Origin of the sequence: Agarivorans sp. 1_MG-2023 (genome assembly GCF_030548385.1) — a bacterium.
Lineage (GTDB): Bacteria > Pseudomonadota > Gammaproteobacteria > Enterobacterales > Celerinatantimonadaceae > Agarivorans.
Genome location: NZ_JAUOSJ010000014.1, coordinates 119,101 through 140,530 on the forward strand (window position 1 = coordinate 119,101; position 21,430 = coordinate 140,530).

Genomic DNA, 21,430 nt, shown 5'->3' on the forward strand with positions numbered 1-21,430 from the left:
TAACCAGAATTTTGGATGACAATGACCCGACAGAGTGACCAAAGTATCGTAGATAGTGCAACTCACCGTTGCAAAGATTCCGGCGCGCGTTTAACCGTGAAGCGGGAGCAAATTTTGCGGGTATTGCTACAACAGCAAAAGCCAATGTCGGCCTACGAAATACTGGATATTTACAATCAGCAAGCCGAACAAACTATGCCGCCAATGTCGGTATATCGAATCCTTGAGTTTCTTGCCCAACACCAATTGGTTCATCGATTAGAATCTCAAAACAAGTTTGTGGCTTGCTCGCATATTCACGAGCAATGTCATCATCAAGTCTCACAGTTTTTAATCTGCCAAAATTGCCAAAGCGTTGAAGAAATCACCATTCCCCAGCATTTAATCGACGAAATAGATAATCGCGCGCAACAAGTGGGTTATCACTTACTGAGCCCACAACTCGAGCTGAGTTGTTTGTGTAAGGATTGTAAACAGAGTCAAAACTGACACCTGAAAGGGGGTGGATTGAAGCCTACTCAGGGTGAAGCAGTAGGGCTTTAACAAGCAAAGTTTTCTGCACTATTCGCTGCGCTTAAACCGCGATCAGCTTTATCACTTCCCACTACTCCAGCTCAGCGATAACCATAGAGAGAAAGGCTAATCATCGCCGATGGTTTATTGAGCTTAAGCTTATTATGACTAAACTATTACGGTATGATTAGACTAGGTTTTTCTTAGGCTTGCGAATGTTGCAGTGCAGTTTGCAAAGAATTAGATGCGTACCATTCTAAGTTAGTAAACAACGTAATATAACAAGTTACTTAAAAGTAAAAAATGGACTGAATATGCTTGGAATATTTAAAAGAAAGCCAACCCTTTCAACAGAAGATGTGGAATTTCAAATTGCTACATTCAAGTGGCTCTTACGGAATTTTGGAGGAGATGATTTCTATAATCATGCAAAGCTTGTTCTTCCAACAAGAAAATTTTTCCCATCAAAAGTTAATAGTGAAGAAGAGGCTGCCTATGAAACTTTTTTGGCTGTGAAAGAATATGCGGGGATGCGTGATTGGGCTTGTAGACTTGAAGCTCAAGAAGAGGACGTTGATCCGCAGGTCGCACCTACTTTAATGATCCAAAATGTTCCTCAAAACCCTCTTGGTACATTTCAGGCAAATGACAACGAAGGTATTGTTGTTACCTACAACCCCACGATCGCGGCCAATCCGACACAACTAGTCGCAACTTTAGCTCATGAACTTTCTCACTACTTAACAGCTACTTCTCCTACGCCACCACCTGGAGGCTGGGAAAACTGGGAATTTGCCACTGATATTACGGCTACTTTTCTTGGTTTTGGTATATTTATGTCTAACTCGGCATTTAGTTTCCAGCAGTTTACCGAAGTTGACTCTCAAGGATGGGCTTTCAATCGTAGCGGTTATCTTTCAGAAGCCGAACACATTTATTCATTGGCTATATTTCTACTACTAAAAGGTGTTGAACCAGACATTGCAACGGCTCATCTAAAACCAAATTTGAAAAAAATGCTCAAGAAGTGCATCAAAGAAATATCGGCCACCGAGTACATTAACGAACTTAAAGCTGTGGAGTATCTCGCGCCTTCTAATAGCAATTTAAGCCAGCTCGCGACTTAATAGAACCCTCAGCTTAAGGCGTGAGCTGACTGGAATCGGTTTTTCAAAGTCAGAACAGCATTCGTTCTCTAACTAAATCAGAGTTTCACTCATACCTAGAAACTAAACTTTATTTGCCTCCATCTGACATTAAATATTGAAAACCCAAAATATTAGGTGAGTTTTTTTAGTGGGGCTAGCGGCTATAAAGCAACAGTCGTAAATTACCTCTACATGCGAGACTTAACGAACAAAGCATCGCTCAGCTAAGGCTTAAACAAACCAATAATGTCTTGTTCGGCTTTTTCTTCTTGCTGCTTGGGGCGTTCGGCGTGGTAGTTACAGCTTACGCACTCAATATGCTCGTGCTCTTCACCGTTCACTTGCTCAACGATTAAACGAATAGAATCTTGCTCTTCACACTCTGGGCATACTGCGCCCGCAATAAAACGATGTTTTGCCATAGTTAACTCTAGTTTGCACTGCCATGTTGCTATGCGACATTAGCCGCATCGGGTATCATAGCGGCATTATTGCACACTTTTAGTAGCACATAGCAACAACCATGATCGTAGCCAACAATATTAGCCTGCAACGCGGCACCAAGTTTCTTTTAGAAGAATCAAACCTCACCATTCACCCCGGCCAAAAAGTGGGTTTAGTGGGGCAAAACGGTTGCGGTAAATCATCGCTATTTGCTTTGTTAAAAAACCAACTGCAAGTGGATGCAGGCAACTTAAGTGTGCCAAGCAAGTGGGAAATTTCCAGCGTTGCCCAAGAAACGCCTGAGCTAAAACGCAAAGCCATTGATTACGTGATTGACGGCGACCAAGAGTTTCGCCAACTAGAGCGCGATATTACCGCTGCAGAAGAAGCTGAAAAAGGCGAGCTCATTGCCACCTTGCATACCAAAATGGACACCATTGGTGGTTACCAAATTAAAACCAAAGCCGCTGAGTTACTGGCGGGTTTAGGCTTTAGTGAGGCAGGCCAACAGCAAAGCGTAAGTGACTTTTCGGGTGGTTGGCGAATGCGCTTAAACCTAGCCCAAGCGCTATTGGTTCGCTCCGATCTATTGCTATTGGATGAACCAACCAACCACTTGGATTTAGACACCGTGGTGTGGCTAGAACAGTGGCTTAAGCGCTACCCCGGCACGCTAATTCTGATTTCTCACGATCGCGATTTTCTGGACAATATTATTAATCGCATTGTGCACATTGAGCATCAAAAGCTAAATGAGTACACCGGTGGCTATTCAGACTTTGAGCAGATGCGCGCCATGCACTTGGCTCAGCAACAAGCCATGTACGAGAAGCAACAGCGCGAGCGTGCGCATATGCAAGGTTTTGTAGACCGTTTTCGTTACAAGGCCAGTAAAGCCAAGCAAGCACAAAGCCGCTTAAAAGCGCTTGAAAAAATGGAAGTGATTAGCCAAGCCCACGTAGATTCGCAGTTTAGCTTTCAGTTTAGAGAGCCAGACAACCTGCCCCTACCCTTGCTTACCATGGAAAAAGTGAGCGCCGGTTATGAAGATAAAACCATTCTTGAACAAGTTAAGTTTAACTTGGTGCCTGGCAGCCGTATTGGTTTGTTAGGCCGTAACGGCGCGGGTAAATCTACCTTTATTAAACTGCTTTCTGGTGAGCTAAAAGCGCTGGCCGGCAATGTAGAAATAAACAAAATGGCTAAAGTGGGTTACTTTGCCCAGCACCAATTAGAAACTCTGCGCCCAGACGATACGCCGATGCAGCATTTGCAACGCTTGGCCCCTAATAATACCGAGGCTGAACTACGCAAGTATTTAGGCAGTTTTGGTTTCCAAGGCGATCAAGCTCTAGAGAAAGTAGCGCCGTTTAGTGGTGGTGAAAAAGCCCGTTTGGTATTGGCCTTAGTAGTTTGGCAAAAGCCTAACTTGTTACTACTTGATGAACCTACCAACCACTTAGATTTAGAAATGCGCCACGCACTCACTTTGGCGCTGCAAGAGTTTACCGGTGCAATGATTATTGTATCGCACGACCGAGCATTACTGCGCGCCACTACCGATGAATTTTACTTGGTAGACAGCCAGCGGGTCTCGCCTTTTGAGGGTGATTTAGACGATTACCAACAATGGCTAAGCCAAGCCAACCGACAGATAAACAGCAACGGTACAGAAAGTAGCGCTACTGGCGCGAACCCGGTGAATCAACGTAAAGAACAAAAACGTCGCGAAGCCGAATTTCGCCAGCAAACAAAAGGCATTCGTAAGCAATTAGAAAGCCTTGAGAAAAGCAGCGCTAAAGCCCAGCAACGTTTAGACGAAGTAGAACAAAAAATGGCTGAACCAGAACTGTATGAAGCCGATAACAAAGCACAACTGCAAAAGTGTTTACAACAACAAGCAGAACTTAAGAGCGAACTAGAAGAAACTGAACTAAGCTGGTTTGACCTGCAAGAGCAACTAGAAGAGCAGCAACAAGCCTTTGGTATAGAGCAGGAAAGCTAAGTTTACTTGATCTCTTTAGTCACTCAGGTAATGCTACTAACAACAGAACTATTAATAACCATTCAAGGATGTATATGAACACGGCGCTAAACCGCTCAAGATTACTTATTGGCATTGCGCTAATAGTGGTAGGAATCGCAGTGATAGCCTATGTGCTACCACAAACAGTGAGTTTAATTACCTTGCCGCATGATGCGCCTTTCATGCAGCACTTTTTTAACTGGTTAATGGCCGATACCGATGCCATAAATACCCAAGTTAGCGAAGAGTTTTTTGAAATTTTTCAAACCTTTATCAAGGTAATAGTGCTAATCGTATTTTTATACGTATGCGTTAAGCTGGTAGGTGTAGGTTTAATGATTATTCGTGAAGGGGTGAGCTTAATTCGCCCGGCAAGCAGTAACGAAAAAAGCAAAGACTAAACCTGAATGATTGAAAGCAAAAAGCGAGCATATTATGGCTCGCTTTTTTTGTGGCTGCGTGTCGCGTTACAAGCCGAGTATGGCGCTGGCCAAGCCAAAATAAACTAACACCCCTGATACGTCAGCAATTGTCGCAACCAGTGGGCCAGAGGCCGTTGCAGGGTCGAGTTTCATCTTATTCAGCAAAAACGGTAAGCTTAAGCCCACCAGTGATCCCACTAATACAATGATCACCATCGACATAGATACAATCATTGCTACGTCTGGGCCACCGCGAAATACCCCTACGCTATAAACTGCAGCCGCCATAGTTAAGCCAAGTGCTAGCCCCACCAACAGTTCACGGCTAAACAATTTAGACCAGTCATTTTTGTCTACTTCGCCAGTGGCCAGTGCCCGTACCATTAAGGCTGCTGCTTGTGAGCCTGCATTACCGCCACTACCAATCAATAAAGGTAAGAAAAACACCAGAGCAACGTTGGCCGAAATCGTTTCTTCAAAATGAGCAATTCCCGCGCCGGAGAACATCGCGCCAAACACTAGCAGTACCAGCCACATCACCCGTTTACGGTAGAGCTCCCAAATGCTCACTCGGTCTACTGTTTCGTCGAGCTTACCTACTGAGGCACTTTTTTGGGCATCTTCGGTGGCTTCTTCAACCGCCGCATCCATCGCGTCATCGTAAGTAACAATGCCAACCAGCTTTTGCTGTTCATCCACCACTGGCAGGGCCAATAGATCGTAATGGCGAATTTGTTTACTCACATGCTCTTGGCTTTCTTCTACGGTGACCGATACCACTTCGGTACGCATTAACTCGCGCACTTGAATATCGGGAGAGGCCAGAATCAATTCACGCAAAGACACGGTACCGAGTAGTCGACGTTCGCGGTCAATCACATAGGTTTGGTAAATAGTTTCTTTATCTGGCGCTTCAAGTCGCAGCTGCTTTAACGCCCGGCTAACCAGCCAGTGTTCTTTTAGAGTGGCATAGTCAGAGGTCATGATTGACCCCGCGGTTCCTTCGGCGTAGCTAGAAAGCTTACGTAAATCTTCGCGCTCGGCTTGAGCTAAGCCAGGTAAAACCATGGCGCGTTGCTCTTCGTCTAAGTCGTTATATAAATCGGCGCGCTCATCTGCCTCCATGCGAGAAAACAACGCGGCCAGTTTATGGCGCTTCATTAAACCCGCTACGTCGGCTTGTAGATATGGTGGCAAATACGAGAAAACTTTGGCGCGATCACCTAGTGAAAACATCGAAATAAGCGGTAAGGCTTCTTTAGGTTCAAACTCGGCCAAGGCTTGGCCAACGTCGGCAAAGTGGTATTCATCGAGGGTTGAGCGAAGGGTTAACTTGTCTAAGTTAACTAAAGCGAGCTCTAGTTTTTGTTGAAGATGTGCCATGTACTGCTCCAGCTATCGCATAGAGCCAAGCATTAACCAGACGGACTACGCGAAGAAATTTTGTTGTATCGGGTCTATAAAACGATAAAAGTTTCGACTGTCGGGGTCCGGGTTCATAGAAGATTCTCTGTGATAAAATCGGCGCAAATTGTAGGGGGAATAAGCTTAAAACTCAAGCGATTTATCGCCCTCAAGCTAAAGCTGAAGGGCGAGTTGACGGGCGTTGCAGCCAGCAACGCCAAACTTGAATGTAGCTAGGTTTGATTCCGAGCTAAGTGTTGTAACCCAAGTTAGGCGCTAACCAGCGTTCGGCAACCTCCAAGCTCATATTTTTACGCTTGGCGTAATCTTCTACTTGGTCTTTTTGAATCGATGCCACCGCAAAATAACGGCTCTCTGGATGAGAGAAATACCAACCTGATACCGCTGCACCCGGCCACATCGCGTAGCTGTCGGTTAGCACCATACCGATCCGTTTTTCAACATCCAGTAAGTCCCAAATAAGACCCTTCTCGGTATGCTCCGGACAAGCGGGATAACCCGGTGCAGGACGTATGCCTTGGTAGTTTTCACGAATTAACTCTTCGCTGCTGAGGTTTTCGTCGGCGGCATAGCCCCAGAAGTCTTTACGTACTTGCGCATGTAAGTATTCTGCAAAACCTTCGGCGAGGCGATCGGCAATCGCTTTTACCATAATCGCGTTGTAATCATCGCCTTCATCTTTATACATGTCGGCTAATTCATCTTCACCAATTCCGCCAGTTACCGCAAAGGCACCAAAGTAATCGGCTTTGCCGCTCGCCTTGGGTGCAATAAAATCGGCTAAGCAATTGTTAGCGCCCTTTTTCTTATCGGTTTGCTGGCGAAGCTGAGAGCTTACTCCAAGCAGTTCGCTGCGTGATTCGTCGGTGTAGATCTCAATATCGTCACCCACACTATTGGCAGGGAACAAACCAAACACACCTGATACTTTCACTTCGCGCTTTTGTTTAAAACGAGCGAGCATAGCTTTGGCGTCGGCAAACAAACGCTTGGCTTCTTCGCCCACTACCTCGTCTTCGAGAATACGCGGGTATTTTCCAGCCAATGACCAAGTCATAAAGAATGGGGTCCAATCTATGTAAGGTTCAATGTCTTCTATCGACACATCTTCGAACTGTTGAATGCCCAATTGCTTTGGTACTGGCGGCGTGTAGTTTTCCCACTCAATCGGCGCACGATTAGCACGAGCCACTTCTAAAGTAACCGGTGGAGTACGCGGCCGCTTACGAGCATGCTGCTCACGTACAATCTCGTAGTCTTTATCCAGTTTTTCTACAAAAGGAGGGCGTAACTCGTCGGACAATAAACTTTGGCACACTCCCACCGCACGTGACGCGTTAGATACGTACACGACAGGGTGCTCATAGTTTTGTTCAATTTTAACCGCAGTGTGCGCTTTAGAAGTAGTTGCTCCACCAATAAGCAACGGCAGCTCGAGGCCGGTACGCTGCATTTCTTTAGCTACGTGCACCATTTCATCTAACGAGGGCGTAATTAGCCCTGAGAGGCCAATCATATCTACGTTTTCTTCTTTAGCGACTTTTAGAATTTTGTCACAAGACACCATGACGCCAAGGTCGATGACTTCAAAGTTATTACATTGCAGCACTACCCCTACAATGTTTTTACCAATGTCGTGCACGTCACCCTTCACGGTGGCCATTACTATTTTACCGTTAGAGCGCTGACCTTCGCCTTTCTCGGCTTCAATATAGGGCTGTAAGTAGGCTACCGCGCGTTTCATAACACGGGCAGATTTCACTACCTGCGGTAAGAACATTTTACCGTCGCCAAATAAATCGCCCACTACATTCATGCCGTCCATTAACGGCCCTTCAATCACGTGTAATGGGCGCTCTACCGATTGGCGCGCTAGCTCGGTGTCGTCTTCGATAAATTCGGTGATACCTTTAACTAAAGCGTGCTCTAGCCGCTTTTTAACATCCCATGTGCGCCACTCTAAATCCTGAGCACTTTCTTGTTGAGAACCGTCACCACGGTATTTCTCGGCAATTTCAAGCAGCTCTTCGGTAGCATTGCTATGGGTATTAAGTACTACTGCTTCAACTTTATCTTTTAACTCTTTAGGAATGTCTTCGTAAATGGCCAACTGGCCCGCATTTACAATGCCCATGTCCATGCCGTTCTTAATCGCGTAGTACAAGAACACCGCGTGTATCGCTTCTCGAACAGGGTTATTACCACGGAATGAAAAGCTTACATTAGAGACACCGCCAGAAATCATCGCATGCGGTAAGTTATCTTTGATGTCTTTTACCGCTTCGATAAAATCAACCGCATAGTTGTTATGCTCGTCGATTCCGGTAGCTACCGCAAAAATGTTTGGATCGAAGATAATATCTTCCGGCGGGAAGCCGACTTGATTGACTAAGATGTCGTAAGATTTACTACATATTTCAAACTTACGTTCGCGGGTATCTGCCTGACCTTCTTCATCAAAGGCCATAACAATAACTGCCGCGCCATAACGGCGAAGAATTTTAGCTTGGCGAATAAAGGGTTCTACCCCTTCTTTCATCGAAATAGAGTTAACAATAGGCTTACCCTGCACACACTGCAGGCCAGCTTCTAAAATATCCCACTTAGATGAATCAATCATCACCGGCACTTTGGCGATATCAGGCTCACAGGCAATCATGTTCAAAAAGCGCACCATGGCCGCTTTTGAATCCAACATACCTTCGTCCATGTTGATATCAATAATTTGCGCGCCGTTTTCAACTTGGTTTAAGGCAACCTCAATAGCCTTATCGTAGTTCTCCTCTACGATAAGCCGCTTAAATATTGCTGACCCCGTAACGTTGTTACGCTCACCTACGTTTACAAACAGGGTATCTGCAGTAATTGTTAGTGGCTCTAGCCCTGACAGGCGACAAGCTACATCTATTTCCGGCAGTTGACGTGGTGCTACACCTTCAACCGCATCGGCCATGGCTTTAATATGCTCAGGCGTGGTACCACAACAGCCGCCAACTAAATTTAAGAAACCAGCGCGCGCCCATTCACCAATGTGTTCCGCCATCTCCTTGGCTTCAAGGTCATATTCACCAAAGGCATTTGGCAAGCCTGCATTGGGGTGAGCAGAGACATAGGTTTCGCTTACGCGGCTAAGCTCGTCAACATACTGGCGAAGCTCGTCTGGCCCCAATGCACAGTTCAAACCTATGCTAATTGGGCTAGCGTGGCGCATCGAGTTGTAAAAGGCTTCGGTTGTTTGGCCACTTAAGGTACGGCCTGAGGCGTCGGTAATGGTGCCCGAAATCATCACTGGCAGTTTATAGCCCAGCTCATCAAACACAGTTTCTACCGCAAACACCGCCGCTTTTGCGTTAAGAGTATCGAAGATGGTTTCGATTAAAATTAAGTCACTACCGCCTTCTATAAGCGCCTTAGTGGATTCAACATAAGCCTCTACTAGCTCGTTAAAAGTGACATTACGATAACCTGGGTCGTTCACATCTGGCGAGATAGAACAGGTACGGTTTGTGGGGCCTAACACACCCGCTACAAAACGAGGACGTTCAGGATTTAAGGCAGTGACTTCGTCAGCAACTTCGCGAGCAATACGCGCAGCTTCGCGGTTGATATCAGCCGAGTACTTCTCCATGTCGTAATCAGCCATGGCGATAGTTGTAGCGTTAAAGGTATTGGTTTCTAGAATATCAGCGCCAGCCAGCAAGTACTCACGATGAATATCAGCAATAATTTTTGGCTGTGTTAGCACCAACATATCGTTGTTGCCTTTTACATCGGTATGCCAGTCTGCAAAGCTCTCTCCGCGGTAGTCAGCCTCTTCAAATTTGTAAGACTGAATCATGGTTCCCATGCCGCCATCGATGATCATGATGCGTTGAGAGAGTTGCTTTTCTAGTTGTAGCCTTGCTGACACGGGAACTTCCTATTTCTTTCGCTGGTATTTCGACTCGGCAGTGTAGCACACTGCCTAATGGGGCTTATCTGCGATAAAGTTATATGAAATTATTTCAAGATATTATCAGATTTGGGTTTAAGCTCGGCTAAGTCGTAAGGCGTGATTTGGTAAACACAGTAGTTAAGCCAGTTGTTATACAAAAGGTGTCCATGACTACGCCAAGTGGCACATGGCGCGGCAGAGCAATCGTCATGCGTGTAGTAGTTTTCGGGCAATTGCGGATTCAAGCCTTCTTGAGAATCACGCTGATACTCGTTGTGCAAAGTATCTGCTGCGTACTCTGGATGACCAGTAATAAATACTTGGCGAAAATCTTCGCTGGCAAATAAGTAGCTACCCGCTTCAGGGTTATCGGCCAGTACCTTCAAGTCGGTTTCTTCGGTAATTAGGTTTGAATCAAAATGCGCGAAGCGTGATAGTGGCGCGAGAAAAGCGTCATCAAAACCACGAACCAAGGGATTATGCTTGTGCTTGGTTTGATGCCAATACACCCCAGACAACTTGGTATCTCTAGTTTGTTTGTTCAAACCATATAAATGATACAACGCCGCCTGCGCCGCCCAACATAAGTACAAGGTTGAAGTGACGTGGGTTGTGGCCCAATCAATAATTTCTTTAACTTGATCCCAGTAATACACTTCTTCGAAGGGTACTTGCCCTAAAGGAGCACCAGTAATAATCAGTCCGTCGAAGTTACGCTCGCGCAGTTTGTCAAAATCACGATAAAACTTATCGATGTGATCTTTGGGAGTGTTTTTAGACACGCGATGATCGATACGTAATAGCTTTACATTCACCTGCAAGGGAGAGTTAGAGAGCAGCCTGAGGATTTGGTTTTCAGTCTCAATTTTCTTAGGCATCAAATTAAGAAGTACTACCTCGAGCGGACGGATATCCTGATGGGCTGCACGGCTCTCTGGCATAACAAAAATATTTTCGTTACGCAGGACTTCAGCAGCGGGTAACTGGTCAGGAATACAAATTGGCATAAGAGGCTCCAAGCTAACAACAAGACATGTATGTCTAGACATCTAGATACCTATTTTAAATAGTTCCTCGTGTATGTCTAGAACTTGTTAAAAGCTGCTGATTTTGTGCCAATAATTATTCATAATGCTCCCTGATGAAAAAAAGTTGTAAGGGCACATGGCTGAGTTAAAGCTTAATGTAGAACGATTACAAACAGGTGTGTTTGTTAAGCTTCCGGTAAAATGGGGCGAGCACCCGTTTATGTTCACCAGCTTCAAAATAAAAAGCCAAGATCAGATTGATGTAATCAAGAATCTGGGATTGAAGCATGTCATTGTGGTACCTGAAAAAAGCGATACGCCACCTTTGCCGGCGAACCAAGAACAAGACGACGAAAAAAAGGATGACGCTAAGGCTTTAGAGAAAGCCGCCAAAGCACTCTGGGAAGAAAAACGCGCGCGTATTGAAGAGTTAAAGAATTACCGCCGTAACCTACAAAAGGTTGAGAAAGAGTTTGATCGCTCAATGGCGCAAGTTCGCGCGGTGATGAGCAAACTGAAAAGCCGCCCACTTAACGCCGTTGATGACGCTACAACCCTAATTAACAACCTAGCCGATGACTTACTCTCTGGCGAGGGTGTGGTGCTGCACTTAATGAACGACAGCAAAGATGCCGACAGCTTTTACTATCACAGTTTAAATGTGTCTATCCTTGCCATGATGCTAGCCAAAGCTGCTGGATTTTCTGAGCGTGATATAAAAATCTTAGGCTTGGCCGGCTTGTTTCACGATGTAGGGAAAATGAAAATCCCCGATAAAGTGCTGCGCAAACCGGGTAAGTTAACCGCTCAAGAAGCCAACTTATTAAAGATGCACACTAAGTACGGGGCTGATTTTCTTAAGTTATCAGAAACGATACCCGCAAAGGTAAAAGTGATTGCGGCGCAACACCACGAGTATTTAGATGGCAGCGGTTACCCTCAGAAGTTAAAAGGCGACAGCATCGACCGCTTAGCCCAGCTCATTGCAGTTGTAAATGAGTATGACAGCTTATGCCACCCAAGAGACCCACGCTTAACCCGGATTCCTTTTACGGTTATTTCCTACCTTTATAAACAACGTAAAGCGCAGCTCAATGCTGCTGACTTAGGCATACTTATACGTTTGTTGGGTATCTATCCGCCAGGCAGTGTTGTGCAGCTTAGTTCAGGGCAGATTGGCTTGGTGATGTCGGTAAACTCGGAACGTTTGCTGTTCCCTGCTGTACAAGTTTATGACCCCAATATCCCGCGTACTGAAGCACCAATTATTGATTTAGAAGCGGCAGGCTTAACCATTGAGAAAGCCCTTAAGCCCAGCGCCTTACCCGATGCTGTATTTGAGTACTTGAATCCGCGGGCGCGCATCTCTTATTACTTCGATCACAACAAACGTTTGTAACGGGCTAATTACTCCGCCGTTGTAAAATCTTACTAGACAAATTCAAGACAAAAAAAAGCCGGACCTAAGTCCGGCTTTTTATACTTGGTGTCTGAGTTTACTCAGCCGCTTCTTCAGCAACTTCTTCAACTTCAGGACGGTCCAATAATTCAATGAATGCCATAGGAGCATTATCGCCAGCACGGAAACCACATTTTAAAATGCGAGTGTAACCGCCTGCACGTTCTTTGAATCGAGGGCCGATTTCAGCAAATAGCTTACCAACAACTTCTGCATCGCGAGTACGAGCAAAAGCTAGACGACGGTTAGCTACACTGTCATTTTTAGCCAATGTAATTAATGGCTCAACAACACGACGAAGCTCTTTGGCTTTAGGCAATGTTGTCTTGATAACTTCATGGCGAACCAATGAACTGGCCATATTCCGGAACATAGCCTGACGATGGCTACTATTTCGGTTCAATTGACGACCACTCTGACGATGGCGCATGACCTTATCCTTCTATATTAAGACGTTAAAACCAGTGACTACTTATCAGCAATGCTAGCTGGCGGCCAGTTTTCTAGGCGCATACCTAGAGACAAACCACGTGACGCTAATACATCTTTGATTTCTGTAAGCGACTTTTTACCTAAGTTAGGTGTTTTAAGTAGCTCAACTTCGGTACGTTGTACCAAGTCACCAATGTAATGAATCGCTTCTGCCTTCAAACAGTTAGCAGAGCGTACTGTCAACTCTAGATCATCGACAGGACGAAGCAGGATTGGATCAAACTCTGGCTTCTCTTCTTTTTCTTCAGGCTCACTTACATCACGTAAGTCAACGAAGGCATCCAATTGTTCTGCAAGAATTGTTGCAGAGCGGCGGATAGCTTCCTCTGGATCAAGAGTACCATTGGTTTCCATATCGATAACCAATTTGTCCAAGTCAGTACGTTGCTCTACACGAGCAGCTTCAACAGTATAAGCAATACGCTCTACTGGGCTGTAAGCCGCATCAGTTAGCAAACGACCAATTGGACGCTCTTCATCTTCAGAGTGAACCCGAACTGAAGCTGGTACGTAACCGCGACCACGTTCAACCTTAATGCGCATGCTGATTTCAGCGTTGCTGCTAAGGTGACAAATAACGTGCTCAGGGTTAGTGATTTCGACATCAGCGTCGTGCTGAATGTCGCCTGCAACCACAGGACCTGCTCCAGACTTGGCAAGACTAAGTGTTACTTCGTCTTTACCTTCTAACTTCACAGCAATACCTTTAAGGTTAAGCAAGATTTCCAAGATATCCTCTTGTACGCCTTCCTTACTGCTGTACTCATGCAACACGCCATCGATTTCAACTTCTGTTACCGCACAACCAGGCATAGAAGATAAAAGAATACGACGAAGAGCATTACCTAAAGTGTGGCCAAAACCACGCTCTAATGGCTCAAGCGTAACCTTTGCACGAGTTGGGCTAACTTGTTCGATCTCAACTAGCCTTGGTTTTAGAAACTCTGTTACAGAACCCTGCATTGTGTCCTCTCTATAATTCAACTTTACTTAGAGTAAAGTTCGACGATCAGCTGTTCGTTAATTTCCGCAGATAAATCAGCGCGCTCAGGTAGGCGTTTGAAAGTGCCTTCCATTTTAGTAGCGTCTACTTCTATCCACGATGCCGCTTCACGTTGTCCAGCGATTTCTAAAGATGCAACGATACGCGCTTGCTTCTTAGATTTTTCGCGAACACTGATAACGTCTTCTGGTAATACCTTGTAAGAAGGAATATTAACCACTTGACCGTTAACTACGATAGCTTTGTGGCTAACTAGCTGACGAGCTTCAGCGCGAGTAGCACCAAAACCTAAACGGTAAACAACGTTATCTAAACGACTTTCTAACAATTGCAGCAAGTTTTCACCGGTGTTGCCTTTAAGGCGAGCAGCAGCTTTGTAGTAGTTGCGGAATTGTTTTTCAAGTATGCCGTATAAACGACGAACTTTTTGCTTCTCACGAAGCTGTAAACCGTAGTCTGAAAGACGCGCTTTACGTGCACCATGTTGACCAGGTGCTGCATCCAACTTACACTTTGTGTCGATCGCACGTACACCACTTTTCAAGAAAAGATCGGTACCTTCACGACGGCTAAGTTTAAGCTTTGGACCTAAATATCTTGCCATTTTTCTTTCTCCAATCTATCCAGAAACTACACGCGGCGTTTCTTCGGTGGACGACAACCATTGTGTGGAATCGGAGTCACGTCGGTGATGTTAGTCACACGGAAACCCGCAGCATGTAATGCACGGATTGAAGACTCACGACCAGGACCTGGGCCGTTTACAAACACTTCTACGTTCTTAAGGCCGTAGTCTTTAGCTGCTTCAGCAGCACGTTCAGCAGCAACCTGTGCAGCGAACGGAGTAGACTTACGTGAACCACGGAAACCTGAACCACCTGCAGTGGCCCAAGAAAGCGCGTTACCCTGACGATCAGTGATAGTCACAATAGTATTGTTGAAAGAAGCATGGATATGAGCCATGCCATCAGCAACTTGTTTTTTTACGCGTTTACGAGCGCGAGTCGGAGTTTTAGCCATTTTCACTCACCCCTTATTTCTTAATAGGTTTGCGAGGACCTTTACGGGTGCGCGCATTTGTTTTAGTGCGCTGACCGCGAAGGGGCAAACTGCGACGGTGACGAAGTCCACGGTAACAACCGAGGTCCATCAGACGCTTAATGTTCATTGATACTTCACGACGTAGATCACCTTCAACAGTGAATTTAGCTACTTCGTCACGAAGTTTATCGATTTGTGTTTCGTCAAGTTCTCTGATCTTAACATCTTCAGCAATACCGGCTGCCGCACAAATTTTTTGTGAGCGGGTTAAGCCAATACCGAAGATTGCAGTTAAAGCAATAACTGCGTGCTTCTGATCAGGAATGTTAATGCCGGCTATACGGGCCATTGGCACACTCCTATAATTTTCGTGTTAAACGAAGGCCATCTGTGAAAAGCCCGTAAGGATACTCAACAGATGACCACATTGCAAATAATATTGTCTTGAAATCTACTAACTAGCCTTGGCGCTGTTTGTGCTTTGGCTCACTGCAAATTACACGCACAACACCGTTGCGCTTGATAACTTTACAGTTACGGCAGATTTTCTTAACGGATGCACGTACTTTCATTGCTATCTCCGTAAAAGTTAAAGACCAATCTCAAGGGCGGCCTAACGGCCGTAACCTTTAAGATTAGCTTTTTTCAGAACCGAACCATATTGATGAGACATCAAATGGGTTTGGACCTGAGCCATAAAGTCCATGATAACCACCACTACAATAAGTAGCGAAGTACCACCGAAGTAGAACTGAACGTTCATTCCGATCATCATAAACTCAGGAATTAAACATACAAACGTGATGTACAAAGCACCAGCTAGGGTTAAACGAGTCATCACCTTGTCTATGTATCGCGAGGTCTGTTCACCTGGGCGTATACCCGGAATGAACGCGCCACTCTTCTTCAAGTTATCTGCTGTTTCGCGAGGGTTAAATACCAACGCAGTATAGAAGAAGCAGAAGAAGATAATAGCTGCTGCATACAAGAACACATATAACGGTTGCCCAGGTTGTAGCGTTAATGACAGGTCAGAAAGGAAAGACAAGCCTTCATTTTGACCGAACCACTGCGCTAATGTGCCAGGGAACAGAATAATACTTGAAGCGAAAATTGCCGGGATAACACCCGCCATGTTCACTTTAAGTGGTAAATGTGTGCTTTGTGCAGCGAACACTTTGCGACCTTGTTGGCGTTTTGCATAGTTAACAACGATACGACGTTGTCCACGTTCTACAAATACCACAAAGAAGGTCACCGCAAATACAAGAGCAACGATGAACAAGAGTAACAATAAGTGCAACTCTCCTTGACGCGCCTGCTCAGCCGTCTGACCGATTGCAGAAGGCAATCCTGCCACAATACCAGCAAAAATTAGAATCGAAATTCCGTTGCCGATACCGCGTTCAGTAATTTGCTCACCTAACCACATCAGGAACATTGTTCCTGTCACCAAGCTAACCACCGCAGTGAAATAGAACGGTAGACCTGGGTTAATTACCAGACCTGCCATCATATTTGGTAAGCCAGTAGCAATACCAATAGCTTGGAAGGTTGCTAAAACCAGCGTGCTATAACGCGTGTATTGACTAATCTTACGTCTACCCGACTCGCCTTCTTTTTTAAGTTCAGCAAGGGTTGGGTGAACAACTGTCAATAACTGGATGATAATCGATGCCGAAATGTACGGCATGATACCTAACGCGAATATAGAAGCACGTGAAAGAGCACCACCTGAAAACATATTAAACATTTCCAGAATGGTACCTTTTTGCTGGTCAAACAACGCGGCCAGTACAGCGGCATCAATCCCAGGTAACGGCACAAAGGAGCCTGCTCGGAACACAATAATGGCTCCAAGCACAAATAGTAAACGACTCTTAAGCTCGCTTAAGCCGCCTTGTGCACTTGCTGATGCTGTTCCTGGATTCTTAGCCATGTTTTGTACTTATTCCTCGATTTTACCGCCAGCAGCTTCAATAGCTGCCAGTGCGCCTTTAGTTACACGCAGGCCACGTAAGGTAACTGGTGCTTTAACTTCGCCAGATAGTACTACTTTTGCAAACTTAATGTTGCGAGTAATAAGACCAGCTGCCTTCAAAGCGTCCAAATCTACCACGTCAGCAGTAACTTTAGCTAGTTCGCTAGTACGAACTTCAGCAGTTACCATTGATTTACGTGAAGTAAAACCAAATTTAGGCAAACGTTGTTTCAATGGCATTTGACCGCCTTCGAAACCTGGACGAACACTACCGCCAGAACGAGACTTCTGACCTTTGTGACCACGACCACCGGTTTTACCTAAACCAGAACCAATACCACGTCCTACACGCTTGGCGTTTGGCTTTGAGCCAGCCGCCGGAGAAAGAGTATTCAAACGCATGATTATTCTCCCTCAACCTTAACCATGTAAGAAACTTTATTAATCATACCGCGAATACAAGGAGTGTCCTCTAATTCAACAGTATGATTAATGCGACGAAGACCTAGACCTGTTAGGGTCGCACGGTGCTTAGGCAAACGCCCAATACCACTTTTAGTCTGTGTTACTTTAATTGTGTTCGACATGGCTTTATTACCCCAGAATTTCTTGGACGCTTAGGCCACGCTTCGCAGCAACGTCTTGTGGAGAATGCATATTCTCAAGAGCGTCGATAGTAGCGCGAACAATGTTAATTGGGTTAGTAGAACCGTATGCTTTTGACAATACGTTCTGCACGCCCGCAACTTCTAGAACAGCACGCATCGCACCACCGGCAATAATACCAGTACCCTCTGATGCAGGTTGCATGTAAACACGCGACCCAGAGTGGCGACCCTTAATAGGATGCTGCAGTGTAGTGCCTCTCAGCTGTACACTAGTAAGGTTACGACGCGCTTTTTCCATTGCTTTTTGAATAGCAGCAGGAACTTCACGTGCTTTACCATAACCAAACCCTACGCGACCGTTACCGTCACCCACTACTGTAAGAGCAGTGAAACTGAAGATACGACCACCTTTAACTACTTTTGACACACGGTTTACAGCGATAAGCTTCTCATTCAGATCACTACCGGCTTGTGCTTCAAATTTTGACATGACTCACTCCTTAGAACTGAAGACCAGCTTCACGTGCAGCTTCTGCAAGCGCAGCAACGCGGCCGTGATACTTAAAGCCAGAACGGTCAAAAGCTACAGATGTAATACCTTTTTCTGCGGCACGCTCAGCGATTGCTTTACCTACGGCAGTAGCGGCAGCTACATTACTTAAACTTTCAAGCCCTTCAGAAACGGCTTTATCTACTGTTGATGCTGTTGCAAGAACCTTAGCATCAGGTGCAATCACCTGCGCGTAAATATGGCGCGGAGTACGGTGAATCACCAGGCGGGTTTTACCCAACTCTTGCATAGCTTTGCGAGTGCGTGTTGCACGACGCAGACGAGCAATTTTCTTATCCATAGTGTTAACCTACTTCTTCTTAGCCTCTTTACGGCGAACATTTTCGTCAGCATAACGAACACCTTTACCTTTGTAAGGCTCTGGTGGACGGAACGCACGAATGTCTGCTGCTACCTGACCAACAACTTGCTTATCAGCACCTTTCAGTACGATTTCAGTCTGTGATGGACACTCTGCGGTTACACCTTCTGGTAAGGTGTAATCTACTGGGTGAGAAAAACCTAGAGTTAGGTTAACTACCGAGCCTTTAACAGCCGCACGGTAACCAACACCTAACAGTGTCAATTTTTTCTCAAACCCATTTGTAACGCCAACAACCATGTTGTTGCTTAGAGCACGAGCTGTACCAGCTTGAGCAGTTGAAGCACCTTCAACTACAGCAAACTTAAGTTCGTTCTCTTCTTTCGTTACAACAACTGCGTTATTAAAAACGCGAGTCAATGTACCTTTGCTACCTTTAACCGTTAATTCTTGGCCGTTGATACTTACTTCAACGCCAGCAGGAATTGTAACGGGAGCCTTGGCTACGCGAGACATATTACCTACCTCCGGTTAAGCTACGTAACAGACGATTTCACCGCCCATGCCAGCTTTACGTGCTGCACGGTCAGTCATAACGCCTTTAGATGTAGAAATGATTGCAACGCCAAGGCCACCCATAACTTTAGGTAGGTCTTTAGCACCTTTATAAATGCGTAGGCCTGGACGGCTTACACGTTCAATCTTTTCAATAACTTTTTTACCTTCAAAATACTTGAGGGTAACTTCTAATGACTTTTTCACGTCACCAGTCACAGCGTATCCTGCGATGTAACCTTCTTCTTGCAACAAGTTAGCAATTGCCACTTTTACTTTAGATGAAGGCATAACAACAGATACTTTATTTGCTGATTGACCGTTGCGAACGCGAGTCAACATATCTGCAATAGGATCTTGCATGCTCATAATCGTTTACTCCGTAATTAAGTGGATTACCAACTGGCTTTCTTAAGGCCAGGAACCTCACCGCGCATCATTGCTTCACGTAATTTAATACGGCTAAGGCCGAATTTACGTAGGTAGCCATGTGGGCGGCCAGTTACGTTACAGCGGTTACGCTGACGAGACCGACTTGAATCACGAGGTAACGATTGCAATTTTAACACTGCGTCCCAACGCTCTTCATCAGAGCTGTTCACGCTGCTAATAATCGCTTTAAGCGCAGTACGCTTCTCCGCGAAGCGAGCAACGGCTTTTTCACGTTTCACTTCACGAGCTTTCATTGATTGTTTAGCCATAACTAACTCTACCTTACTTACGGAATGGGAAGTTAAAGGCAGCCAGCAAAGCGCGGCCTTCCTCGTTGCTTTCGGCAGTAGTAGTGATAGTAATATCCATACCACGAACCTTATCAACTTTGTCATAATCGATTTCAGGGAAGATGATTTGCTCACGAACACCCATGCTGTAATTACCACGGCCATCGAATGACTTAGCATTCAAACCACGGAAATCTCGAACACGAGGTATTGCGATTGAAATCAAACGCTCTAAAAACTCCCACATACGCTCACCGCGTAGAGTCACTTTACAACCAATCGGGTATCCATCACGGATCTTGAAGCCTGCTACAGATTTACGAGCTTTGGTAGTAAGAGGTTTTTGACCTGAGATAGCCGCTAGATCAGCAATTGCGTGCTCTAGTACTTTCTTGTCATTAACCGCTTCACCCACACCCATGTTAAGGGTGATTTTCTCAATCCGAGGGACTTGCATGATGGATTTGTAACCGAACTCCTTTACGAGTTCAGGCGTTACACTTTCCTTATATAGGTCATGCAGTTTCGCCATCGTTAACTCCAGTTACTTTACAATTTCATTAGACGATTTGAATACACGAACTTTTTTGTCGTCTTCAAATCGAAAACCAACGCGATCAGCCTTGCCAGTGGCAGGGTTAAAAATCGCTACGTTTGATGCATCAAGGGCCGCTTCTTTCTCAACAATACCGCCAGCAACACCCAATTGAGGGTTTGGCTTTTGGTGCTTCTTGATTACGTTAACGCCTTCAACGAATAGTTTACCGTTTGATAAAGCTTTGGTTACGCTACCGCGTTTGCCTTTGTCTTTACCTGCAATAACTATTACTTCATCGCCTTTTTGGATTTTATTAGCCATTTTGGACTCCTTAAAGTACTTCTGGCGCTAGAGACACAATTTTCATGAACTGTTCATTGCGCAGTTCACGTGTCACAGGACCAAAGATACGAGTACCAATAGGCTGATTGTTTGCATTCAAGATAACCGCTGCATTGCGGTCAAAACGAATTACAGAACCATCAGGACGACGTACGCCTTTTCTAGTACGCACTACCACTGCATTCATAACGTCACCTTTCTTAACTTTACCGCGTGGAATTGCTTCCTTTACAGTAACTTTAATGATGTCGCCAATTCGTGCATAGCGGCGGTGCGAACCACCTAGGACCTTAATACACTGTACACGGCGCGCGCCGGAATTGTCCGCCACGTCCATAGTAGATTGCATTTGGATCATTTCAGTGCTCCGCTATATGTTACAACTGATCCCAACAATTAGCGCTGAGATCTCTGGCTGCCTAATTAAAGGGCGCGAAATTATAACACCCTAAATTTTGAATTGGTAGAACTGTCTAAATTTTGTTTAATTTAATTAATAAACGCAATATAAACAAATAGTTACCAAGATAAAACCATTCAAAAAACAGTTTGAAAAGGGTTAATTTCGCAGTTACGTGATTAGAACCGGAGATGATATCTCCAACCTAACCTAGATTACCGAGCAATATTTGGTCGGTAGAAACAAAAAAGCCCAGCGTATTTGCCGGGCTTCTCTGAATATGGTGCTGATAGGCAGATTCGAACTGCCGACCTCACCCTTACCAAGGGTGCGCTCTACCAACTGAGCTATATCAGCGAAATAAAAACCCAGCCTATAGCTGGGTTTTTATCTTAATTGAGAGCCTGGCGGTGACCTACTTTCACATGGGGAAACCCCACACTATCATCGGCGCAGTTGCGTTTCACTTCTGAGTTC

General features: G+C 45.2%; 26 protein-coding genes and 1 tRNA gene. 5 read left to right on the forward strand and 22 right to left on the reverse strand.

All coding sequences use genetic code 11. From position 1 onward, the window contains the following. Nucleotides 1–21: 21 nt before the first annotated feature. Entirely contained in the window at nucleotides 22–489 is a 468-nt protein-coding gene (locus tag Q4592_RS18390; RefSeq protein WP_303515920.1) for a Fur family transcriptional regulator, read from the forward strand. Nucleotides 490–827: 338 nt separating this feature from the next. Next, complete coding sequence (locus Q4592_RS18395) at nucleotides 828–1,640, forward strand: hypothetical protein (protein ID WP_303515922.1); 813 nt, start codon at nucleotides 828–830, stop codon at nucleotides 1,638–1,640. A gap of 245 nt (nucleotides 1,641–1,885) precedes the next feature. On the opposite strand, the gene Q4592_RS18400 is transcribed toward Q4592_RS18395, so the two are convergent. Continuing rightward, nucleotides 1,886–2,083: a YheV family putative zinc ribbon protein gene (locus Q4592_RS18400; protein ID WP_137673775.1), complete on the reverse strand. Its 198-nt coding sequence runs from the start codon at nucleotides 2,081–2,083 to the stop codon at nucleotides 1,886–1,888. 101 nt (nucleotides 2,084–2,184) lie between these two features. Between Q4592_RS18400 and Q4592_RS18405 the strand changes: the two genes are divergently transcribed. Together Q4592_RS18405 and Q4592_RS18410 are read left to right on the forward strand one after the other, a co-directional pair. Beyond that, the gene (locus tag Q4592_RS18405; RefSeq protein ID WP_303515927.1) at nucleotides 2,185–4,110 is read left to right on the forward strand and encodes an ABC transporter ATP-binding protein; all 1,926 of its coding nucleotides are present in this window, start codon (nucleotides 2,185–2,187) and stop codon (nucleotides 4,108–4,110) included. A 74-nt stretch (nucleotides 4,111–4,184) separates the two neighbouring features. Continuing rightward, nucleotides 4,185–4,532, forward strand: coding sequence for a hypothetical protein (locus Q4592_RS18410; RefSeq protein WP_303515929.1), 348 nt, complete (start codon nucleotides 4,185–4,187; stop codon nucleotides 4,530–4,532). Nucleotides 4,533–4,598: 66 nt separating this feature from the next. Here Q4592_RS18410 and mgtE read toward each other — a convergent pair whose 3' ends face one another. The 3 genes from mgtE to metA all read right to left on the reverse strand — a co-directional run bounded on the left by mgtE (nucleotide 4,599) and on the right by metA (nucleotide 10,919). Next, the gene (gene mgtE / locus Q4592_RS18415) at nucleotides 4,599–5,936 is read right to left on the reverse strand and encodes a magnesium transporter (protein WP_137673772.1); all 1,338 of its coding nucleotides are present in this window, start codon (nucleotides 5,934–5,936) and stop codon (nucleotides 4,599–4,601) included. A 271-nt stretch (nucleotides 5,937–6,207) separates the two neighbouring features. Continuing rightward, nucleotides 6,208–9,888: a methionine synthase gene (gene metH / locus Q4592_RS18420; RefSeq protein ID WP_303515933.1), complete on the reverse strand. Its 3,681-nt coding sequence runs from the start codon at nucleotides 9,886–9,888 to the stop codon at nucleotides 6,208–6,210. 89 nt (nucleotides 9,889–9,977) lie between these two features. Next, nucleotides 9,978–10,919 carry a homoserine O-succinyltransferase gene (gene metA / locus Q4592_RS18425; protein ID WP_303515936.1) on the reverse strand — a complete coding sequence of 314 codons (942 nt, stop codon included), beginning with the start codon at nucleotides 10,917–10,919 and terminating at the stop codon, nucleotides 9,978–9,980. Nucleotides 10,920–11,076: 157 nt separating this feature from the next. On the opposite strand from metA, the gene Q4592_RS18430 reads away from it, so the two are divergent. Further along, on the forward strand, nucleotides 11,077–12,339 hold the full coding sequence (locus Q4592_RS18430; RefSeq protein WP_303515938.1) for an HD-GYP domain-containing protein: 1,263 nt from the start codon (nucleotides 11,077–11,079) through the stop codon (nucleotides 12,337–12,339). A gap of 97 nt (nucleotides 12,340–12,436) precedes the next feature. On the opposite strand, the gene rplQ is transcribed toward Q4592_RS18430, so the two are convergent. The 18 genes from rplQ to Q4592_RS18520 form a co-directional block, all read right to left on the reverse strand. Beyond that, entirely contained in the window at nucleotides 12,437–12,829 is a 393-nt protein-coding gene (rplQ, locus tag Q4592_RS18435) for a 50S ribosomal protein L17 (protein ID WP_137673768.1), read from the reverse strand. 38 nt (nucleotides 12,830–12,867) lie between these two features. Further along, nucleotides 12,868–13,854 (reverse strand): DNA-directed RNA polymerase subunit alpha, encoded by a 987-nt coding sequence (rpoA, locus tag Q4592_RS18440; protein WP_137673767.1) that lies wholly within the window; start codon nucleotides 13,852–13,854, stop codon nucleotides 12,868–12,870. Between the two features lie 23 nt (nucleotides 13,855–13,877). Next, a complete protein-coding gene (rpsD, locus tag Q4592_RS18445; protein ID WP_137673766.1) occupies nucleotides 13,878–14,498 on the reverse strand; it encodes a 30S ribosomal protein S4 in 621 nt (206 codons plus the stop codon). 26 nt (nucleotides 14,499–14,524) lie between these two features. Beyond that, complete coding sequence (rpsK, locus tag Q4592_RS18450) at nucleotides 14,525–14,914, reverse strand: 30S ribosomal protein S11 (RefSeq protein ID WP_016402131.1); 390 nt, start codon at nucleotides 14,912–14,914, stop codon at nucleotides 14,525–14,527. Nucleotides 14,915–14,927: 13 nt separating this feature from the next. Continuing rightward, a complete protein-coding gene (gene rpsM, locus Q4592_RS18455) occupies nucleotides 14,928–15,284 on the reverse strand; it encodes a 30S ribosomal protein S13 (RefSeq protein WP_016402132.1) in 357 nt (118 codons plus the stop codon). Nucleotides 15,285–15,393: 109 nt separating this feature from the next. Further along, nucleotides 15,394–15,507, reverse strand: a complete 114-nt coding sequence (gene rpmJ / locus Q4592_RS18460; protein WP_000868186.1) for a 50S ribosomal protein L36 — start codon at nucleotides 15,505–15,507, stop codon at nucleotides 15,394–15,396. A 41-nt stretch (nucleotides 15,508–15,548) separates the two neighbouring features. Continuing rightward, nucleotides 15,549–16,874 (reverse strand): preprotein translocase subunit SecY, encoded by a 1,326-nt coding sequence (gene secY, locus Q4592_RS18465; RefSeq protein WP_016402133.1) that lies wholly within the window; start codon nucleotides 16,872–16,874, stop codon nucleotides 15,549–15,551. Between the two features lie 9 nt (nucleotides 16,875–16,883). Further along, the gene (gene rplO, locus Q4592_RS18470) at nucleotides 16,884–17,318 is read right to left on the reverse strand and encodes a 50S ribosomal protein L15 (RefSeq protein WP_137673765.1); all 435 of its coding nucleotides are present in this window, start codon (nucleotides 17,316–17,318) and stop codon (nucleotides 16,884–16,886) included. A 2-nt stretch (nucleotides 17,319–17,320) separates the two neighbouring features. Continuing rightward, nucleotides 17,321–17,503, reverse strand: coding sequence for a 50S ribosomal protein L30 (rpmD, locus tag Q4592_RS18475; protein ID WP_137673764.1), 183 nt, complete (start codon nucleotides 17,501–17,503; stop codon nucleotides 17,321–17,323). Nucleotides 17,504–17,510: 7 nt separating this feature from the next. Beyond that, nucleotides 17,511–18,014, reverse strand: a complete 504-nt coding sequence (gene rpsE, locus Q4592_RS18480; protein ID WP_016402136.1) for a 30S ribosomal protein S5 — start codon at nucleotides 18,012–18,014, stop codon at nucleotides 17,511–17,513. A gap of 10 nt (nucleotides 18,015–18,024) precedes the next feature. Then, complete coding sequence (gene rplR, locus Q4592_RS18485; RefSeq protein ID WP_137673763.1) at nucleotides 18,025–18,375, reverse strand: 50S ribosomal protein L18; 351 nt, start codon at nucleotides 18,373–18,375, stop codon at nucleotides 18,025–18,027. A gap of 9 nt (nucleotides 18,376–18,384) precedes the next feature. Next, nucleotides 18,385–18,912, reverse strand: a complete 528-nt coding sequence (gene rplF / locus Q4592_RS18490) for a 50S ribosomal protein L6 (RefSeq protein WP_137673762.1) — start codon at nucleotides 18,910–18,912, stop codon at nucleotides 18,385–18,387. 15 nt (nucleotides 18,913–18,927) lie between these two features. Beyond that, the gene (gene rpsH / locus Q4592_RS18495; protein WP_303515952.1) at nucleotides 18,928–19,320 is read right to left on the reverse strand and encodes a 30S ribosomal protein S8; all 393 of its coding nucleotides are present in this window, start codon (nucleotides 19,318–19,320) and stop codon (nucleotides 18,928–18,930) included. Between the two features lie 26 nt (nucleotides 19,321–19,346). Beyond that, nucleotides 19,347–19,652, reverse strand: coding sequence for a 30S ribosomal protein S14 (gene rpsN / locus Q4592_RS18500; RefSeq protein ID WP_137673760.1), 306 nt, complete (start codon nucleotides 19,650–19,652; stop codon nucleotides 19,347–19,349). 13 nt (nucleotides 19,653–19,665) lie between these two features. After that, nucleotides 19,666–20,205, reverse strand: a complete 540-nt coding sequence (gene rplE / locus Q4592_RS18505) for a 50S ribosomal protein L5 (protein ID WP_137673759.1) — start codon at nucleotides 20,203–20,205, stop codon at nucleotides 19,666–19,668. Between the two features lie 12 nt (nucleotides 20,206–20,217). Continuing rightward, a complete protein-coding gene (rplX, locus tag Q4592_RS18510; protein ID WP_137673758.1) occupies nucleotides 20,218–20,532 on the reverse strand; it encodes a 50S ribosomal protein L24 in 315 nt (104 codons plus the stop codon). A gap of 10 nt (nucleotides 20,533–20,542) precedes the next feature. Next, nucleotides 20,543–20,911 carry a 50S ribosomal protein L14 gene (gene rplN / locus Q4592_RS18515; RefSeq protein WP_137673757.1) on the reverse strand — a complete coding sequence of 123 codons (369 nt, stop codon included), beginning with the start codon at nucleotides 20,909–20,911 and terminating at the stop codon, nucleotides 20,543–20,545. A gap of 323 nt (nucleotides 20,912–21,234) precedes the next feature. Then, nucleotides 21,235–21,310: transfer RNA gene (locus Q4592_RS18520), tRNA-Thr, on the reverse strand. Nucleotides 21,311–21,430: the final 120 nt, after the last annotated feature.

What these genes read in the sequence shown, in the direction of transcription:
- Q4592_RS18395 (WP_303515922.1), top strand. Translation starts at nt 828, where the DNA reads ATGCTTGGAATATTTAAAAGAAAGCCAACCCTTTCAACAGAAGATGTG.
- metA (WP_303515936.1), bottom strand. Translation starts at nt 10,919, where the DNA reads ATGCCAATTTGTATTCCTGACCAGTTACCCGCTGCTGAAGTCCTGCGT.
- Q4592_RS18390 (WP_303515920.1), top strand. Translation starts at nt 22, where the DNA reads ATGACCCGACAGAGTGACCAAAGTATCGTAGATAGTGCAACTCACCGT.
- Q4592_RS18410 (WP_303515929.1), top strand. Translation starts at nt 4,185, where the DNA reads ATGAACACGGCGCTAAACCGCTCAAGATTACTTATTGGCATTGCGCTA.
- rpsN (WP_137673760.1), bottom strand. Translation starts at nt 19,652, where the DNA reads ATGGCTAAACAATCAATGAAAGCTCGTGAAGTGAAACGTGAAAAAGCC.
- rplN (WP_137673757.1), bottom strand. Translation starts at nt 20,911, where the DNA reads ATGATCCAAATGCAATCTACTATGGACGTGGCGGACAATTCCGGCGCG.
- rplF (WP_137673762.1), bottom strand. Translation starts at nt 18,912, where the DNA reads ATGTCTCGCGTAGCCAAGGCTCCCGTTACAATTCCTGCTGGCGTTGAA.
- Q4592_RS18400 (WP_137673775.1), bottom strand. Translation starts at nt 2,083, where the DNA reads ATGGCAAAACATCGTTTTATTGCGGGCGCAGTATGCCCAGAGTGTGAA.
- rpmJ (WP_000868186.1), bottom strand. Translation starts at nt 15,507, where the DNA reads ATGAAAGTACGTGCATCCGTTAAGAAAATCTGCCGTAACTGTAAAGTT.
- secY (WP_016402133.1), bottom strand. Translation starts at nt 16,874, where the DNA reads ATGGCTAAGAATCCAGGAACAGCATCAGCAAGTGCACAAGGCGGCTTA.
- rpmD (WP_137673764.1), bottom strand. Translation starts at nt 17,503, where the DNA reads ATGTCGAACACAATTAAAGTAACACAGACTAAAAGTGGTATTGGGCGT.
- Q4592_RS18430 (WP_303515938.1), top strand. Translation starts at nt 11,077, where the DNA reads ATGGCTGAGTTAAAGCTTAATGTAGAACGATTACAAACAGGTGTGTTT.
- rpsM (WP_016402132.1), bottom strand. Translation starts at nt 15,284, where the DNA reads ATGGCCCGTATAGCCGGCATTAACATTCCTGATCAGAAGCACGCAGTT.
- mgtE (WP_137673772.1), bottom strand. Translation starts at nt 5,936, where the DNA reads ATGGCACATCTTCAACAAAAACTAGAGCTCGCTTTAGTTAACTTAGAC.
- rpsE (WP_016402136.1), bottom strand. Translation starts at nt 18,014, where the DNA reads ATGTCAAAATTTGAAGCACAAGCCGGTAGTGATCTGAATGAGAAGCTT.
- rpsH (WP_303515952.1), bottom strand. Translation starts at nt 19,320, where the DNA reads ATGAGCATGCAAGATCCTATTGCAGATATGTTGACTCGCGTTCGCAAC.
- rpsD (WP_137673766.1), bottom strand. Translation starts at nt 14,498, where the DNA reads ATGGCAAGATATTTAGGTCCAAAGCTTAAACTTAGCCGTCGTGAAGGT.
- rpoA (WP_137673767.1), bottom strand. Translation starts at nt 13,854, where the DNA reads ATGCAGGGTTCTGTAACAGAGTTTCTAAAACCAAGGCTAGTTGAGATC.
- rplQ (WP_137673768.1), bottom strand. Translation starts at nt 12,829, where the DNA reads ATGCGCCATCGTCAGAGTGGTCGTCAATTGAACCGAAATAGTAGCCAT.
- rplR (WP_137673763.1), bottom strand. Translation starts at nt 18,375, where the DNA reads ATGGATAAGAAAATTGCTCGTCTGCGTCGTGCAACACGCACTCGCAAA.
- rplO (WP_137673765.1), bottom strand. Translation starts at nt 17,318, where the DNA reads ATGCGTTTGAATACTCTTTCTCCGGCGGCTGGCTCAAAGCCAAACGCC.
- rplX (WP_137673758.1), bottom strand. Translation starts at nt 20,532, where the DNA reads ATGGCTAATAAAATCCAAAAAGGCGATGAAGTAATAGTTATTGCAGGT.
- rpsK (WP_016402131.1), bottom strand. Translation starts at nt 14,914, where the DNA reads ATGGCTAAAACTCCGACTCGCGCTCGTAAACGCGTAAAAAAACAAGTT.
- Q4592_RS18405 (WP_303515927.1), top strand. Translation starts at nt 2,185, where the DNA reads ATGATCGTAGCCAACAATATTAGCCTGCAACGCGGCACCAAGTTTCTT.
- rplE (WP_137673759.1), bottom strand. Translation starts at nt 20,205, where the DNA reads ATGGCGAAACTGCATGACCTATATAAGGAAAGTGTAACGCCTGAACTC.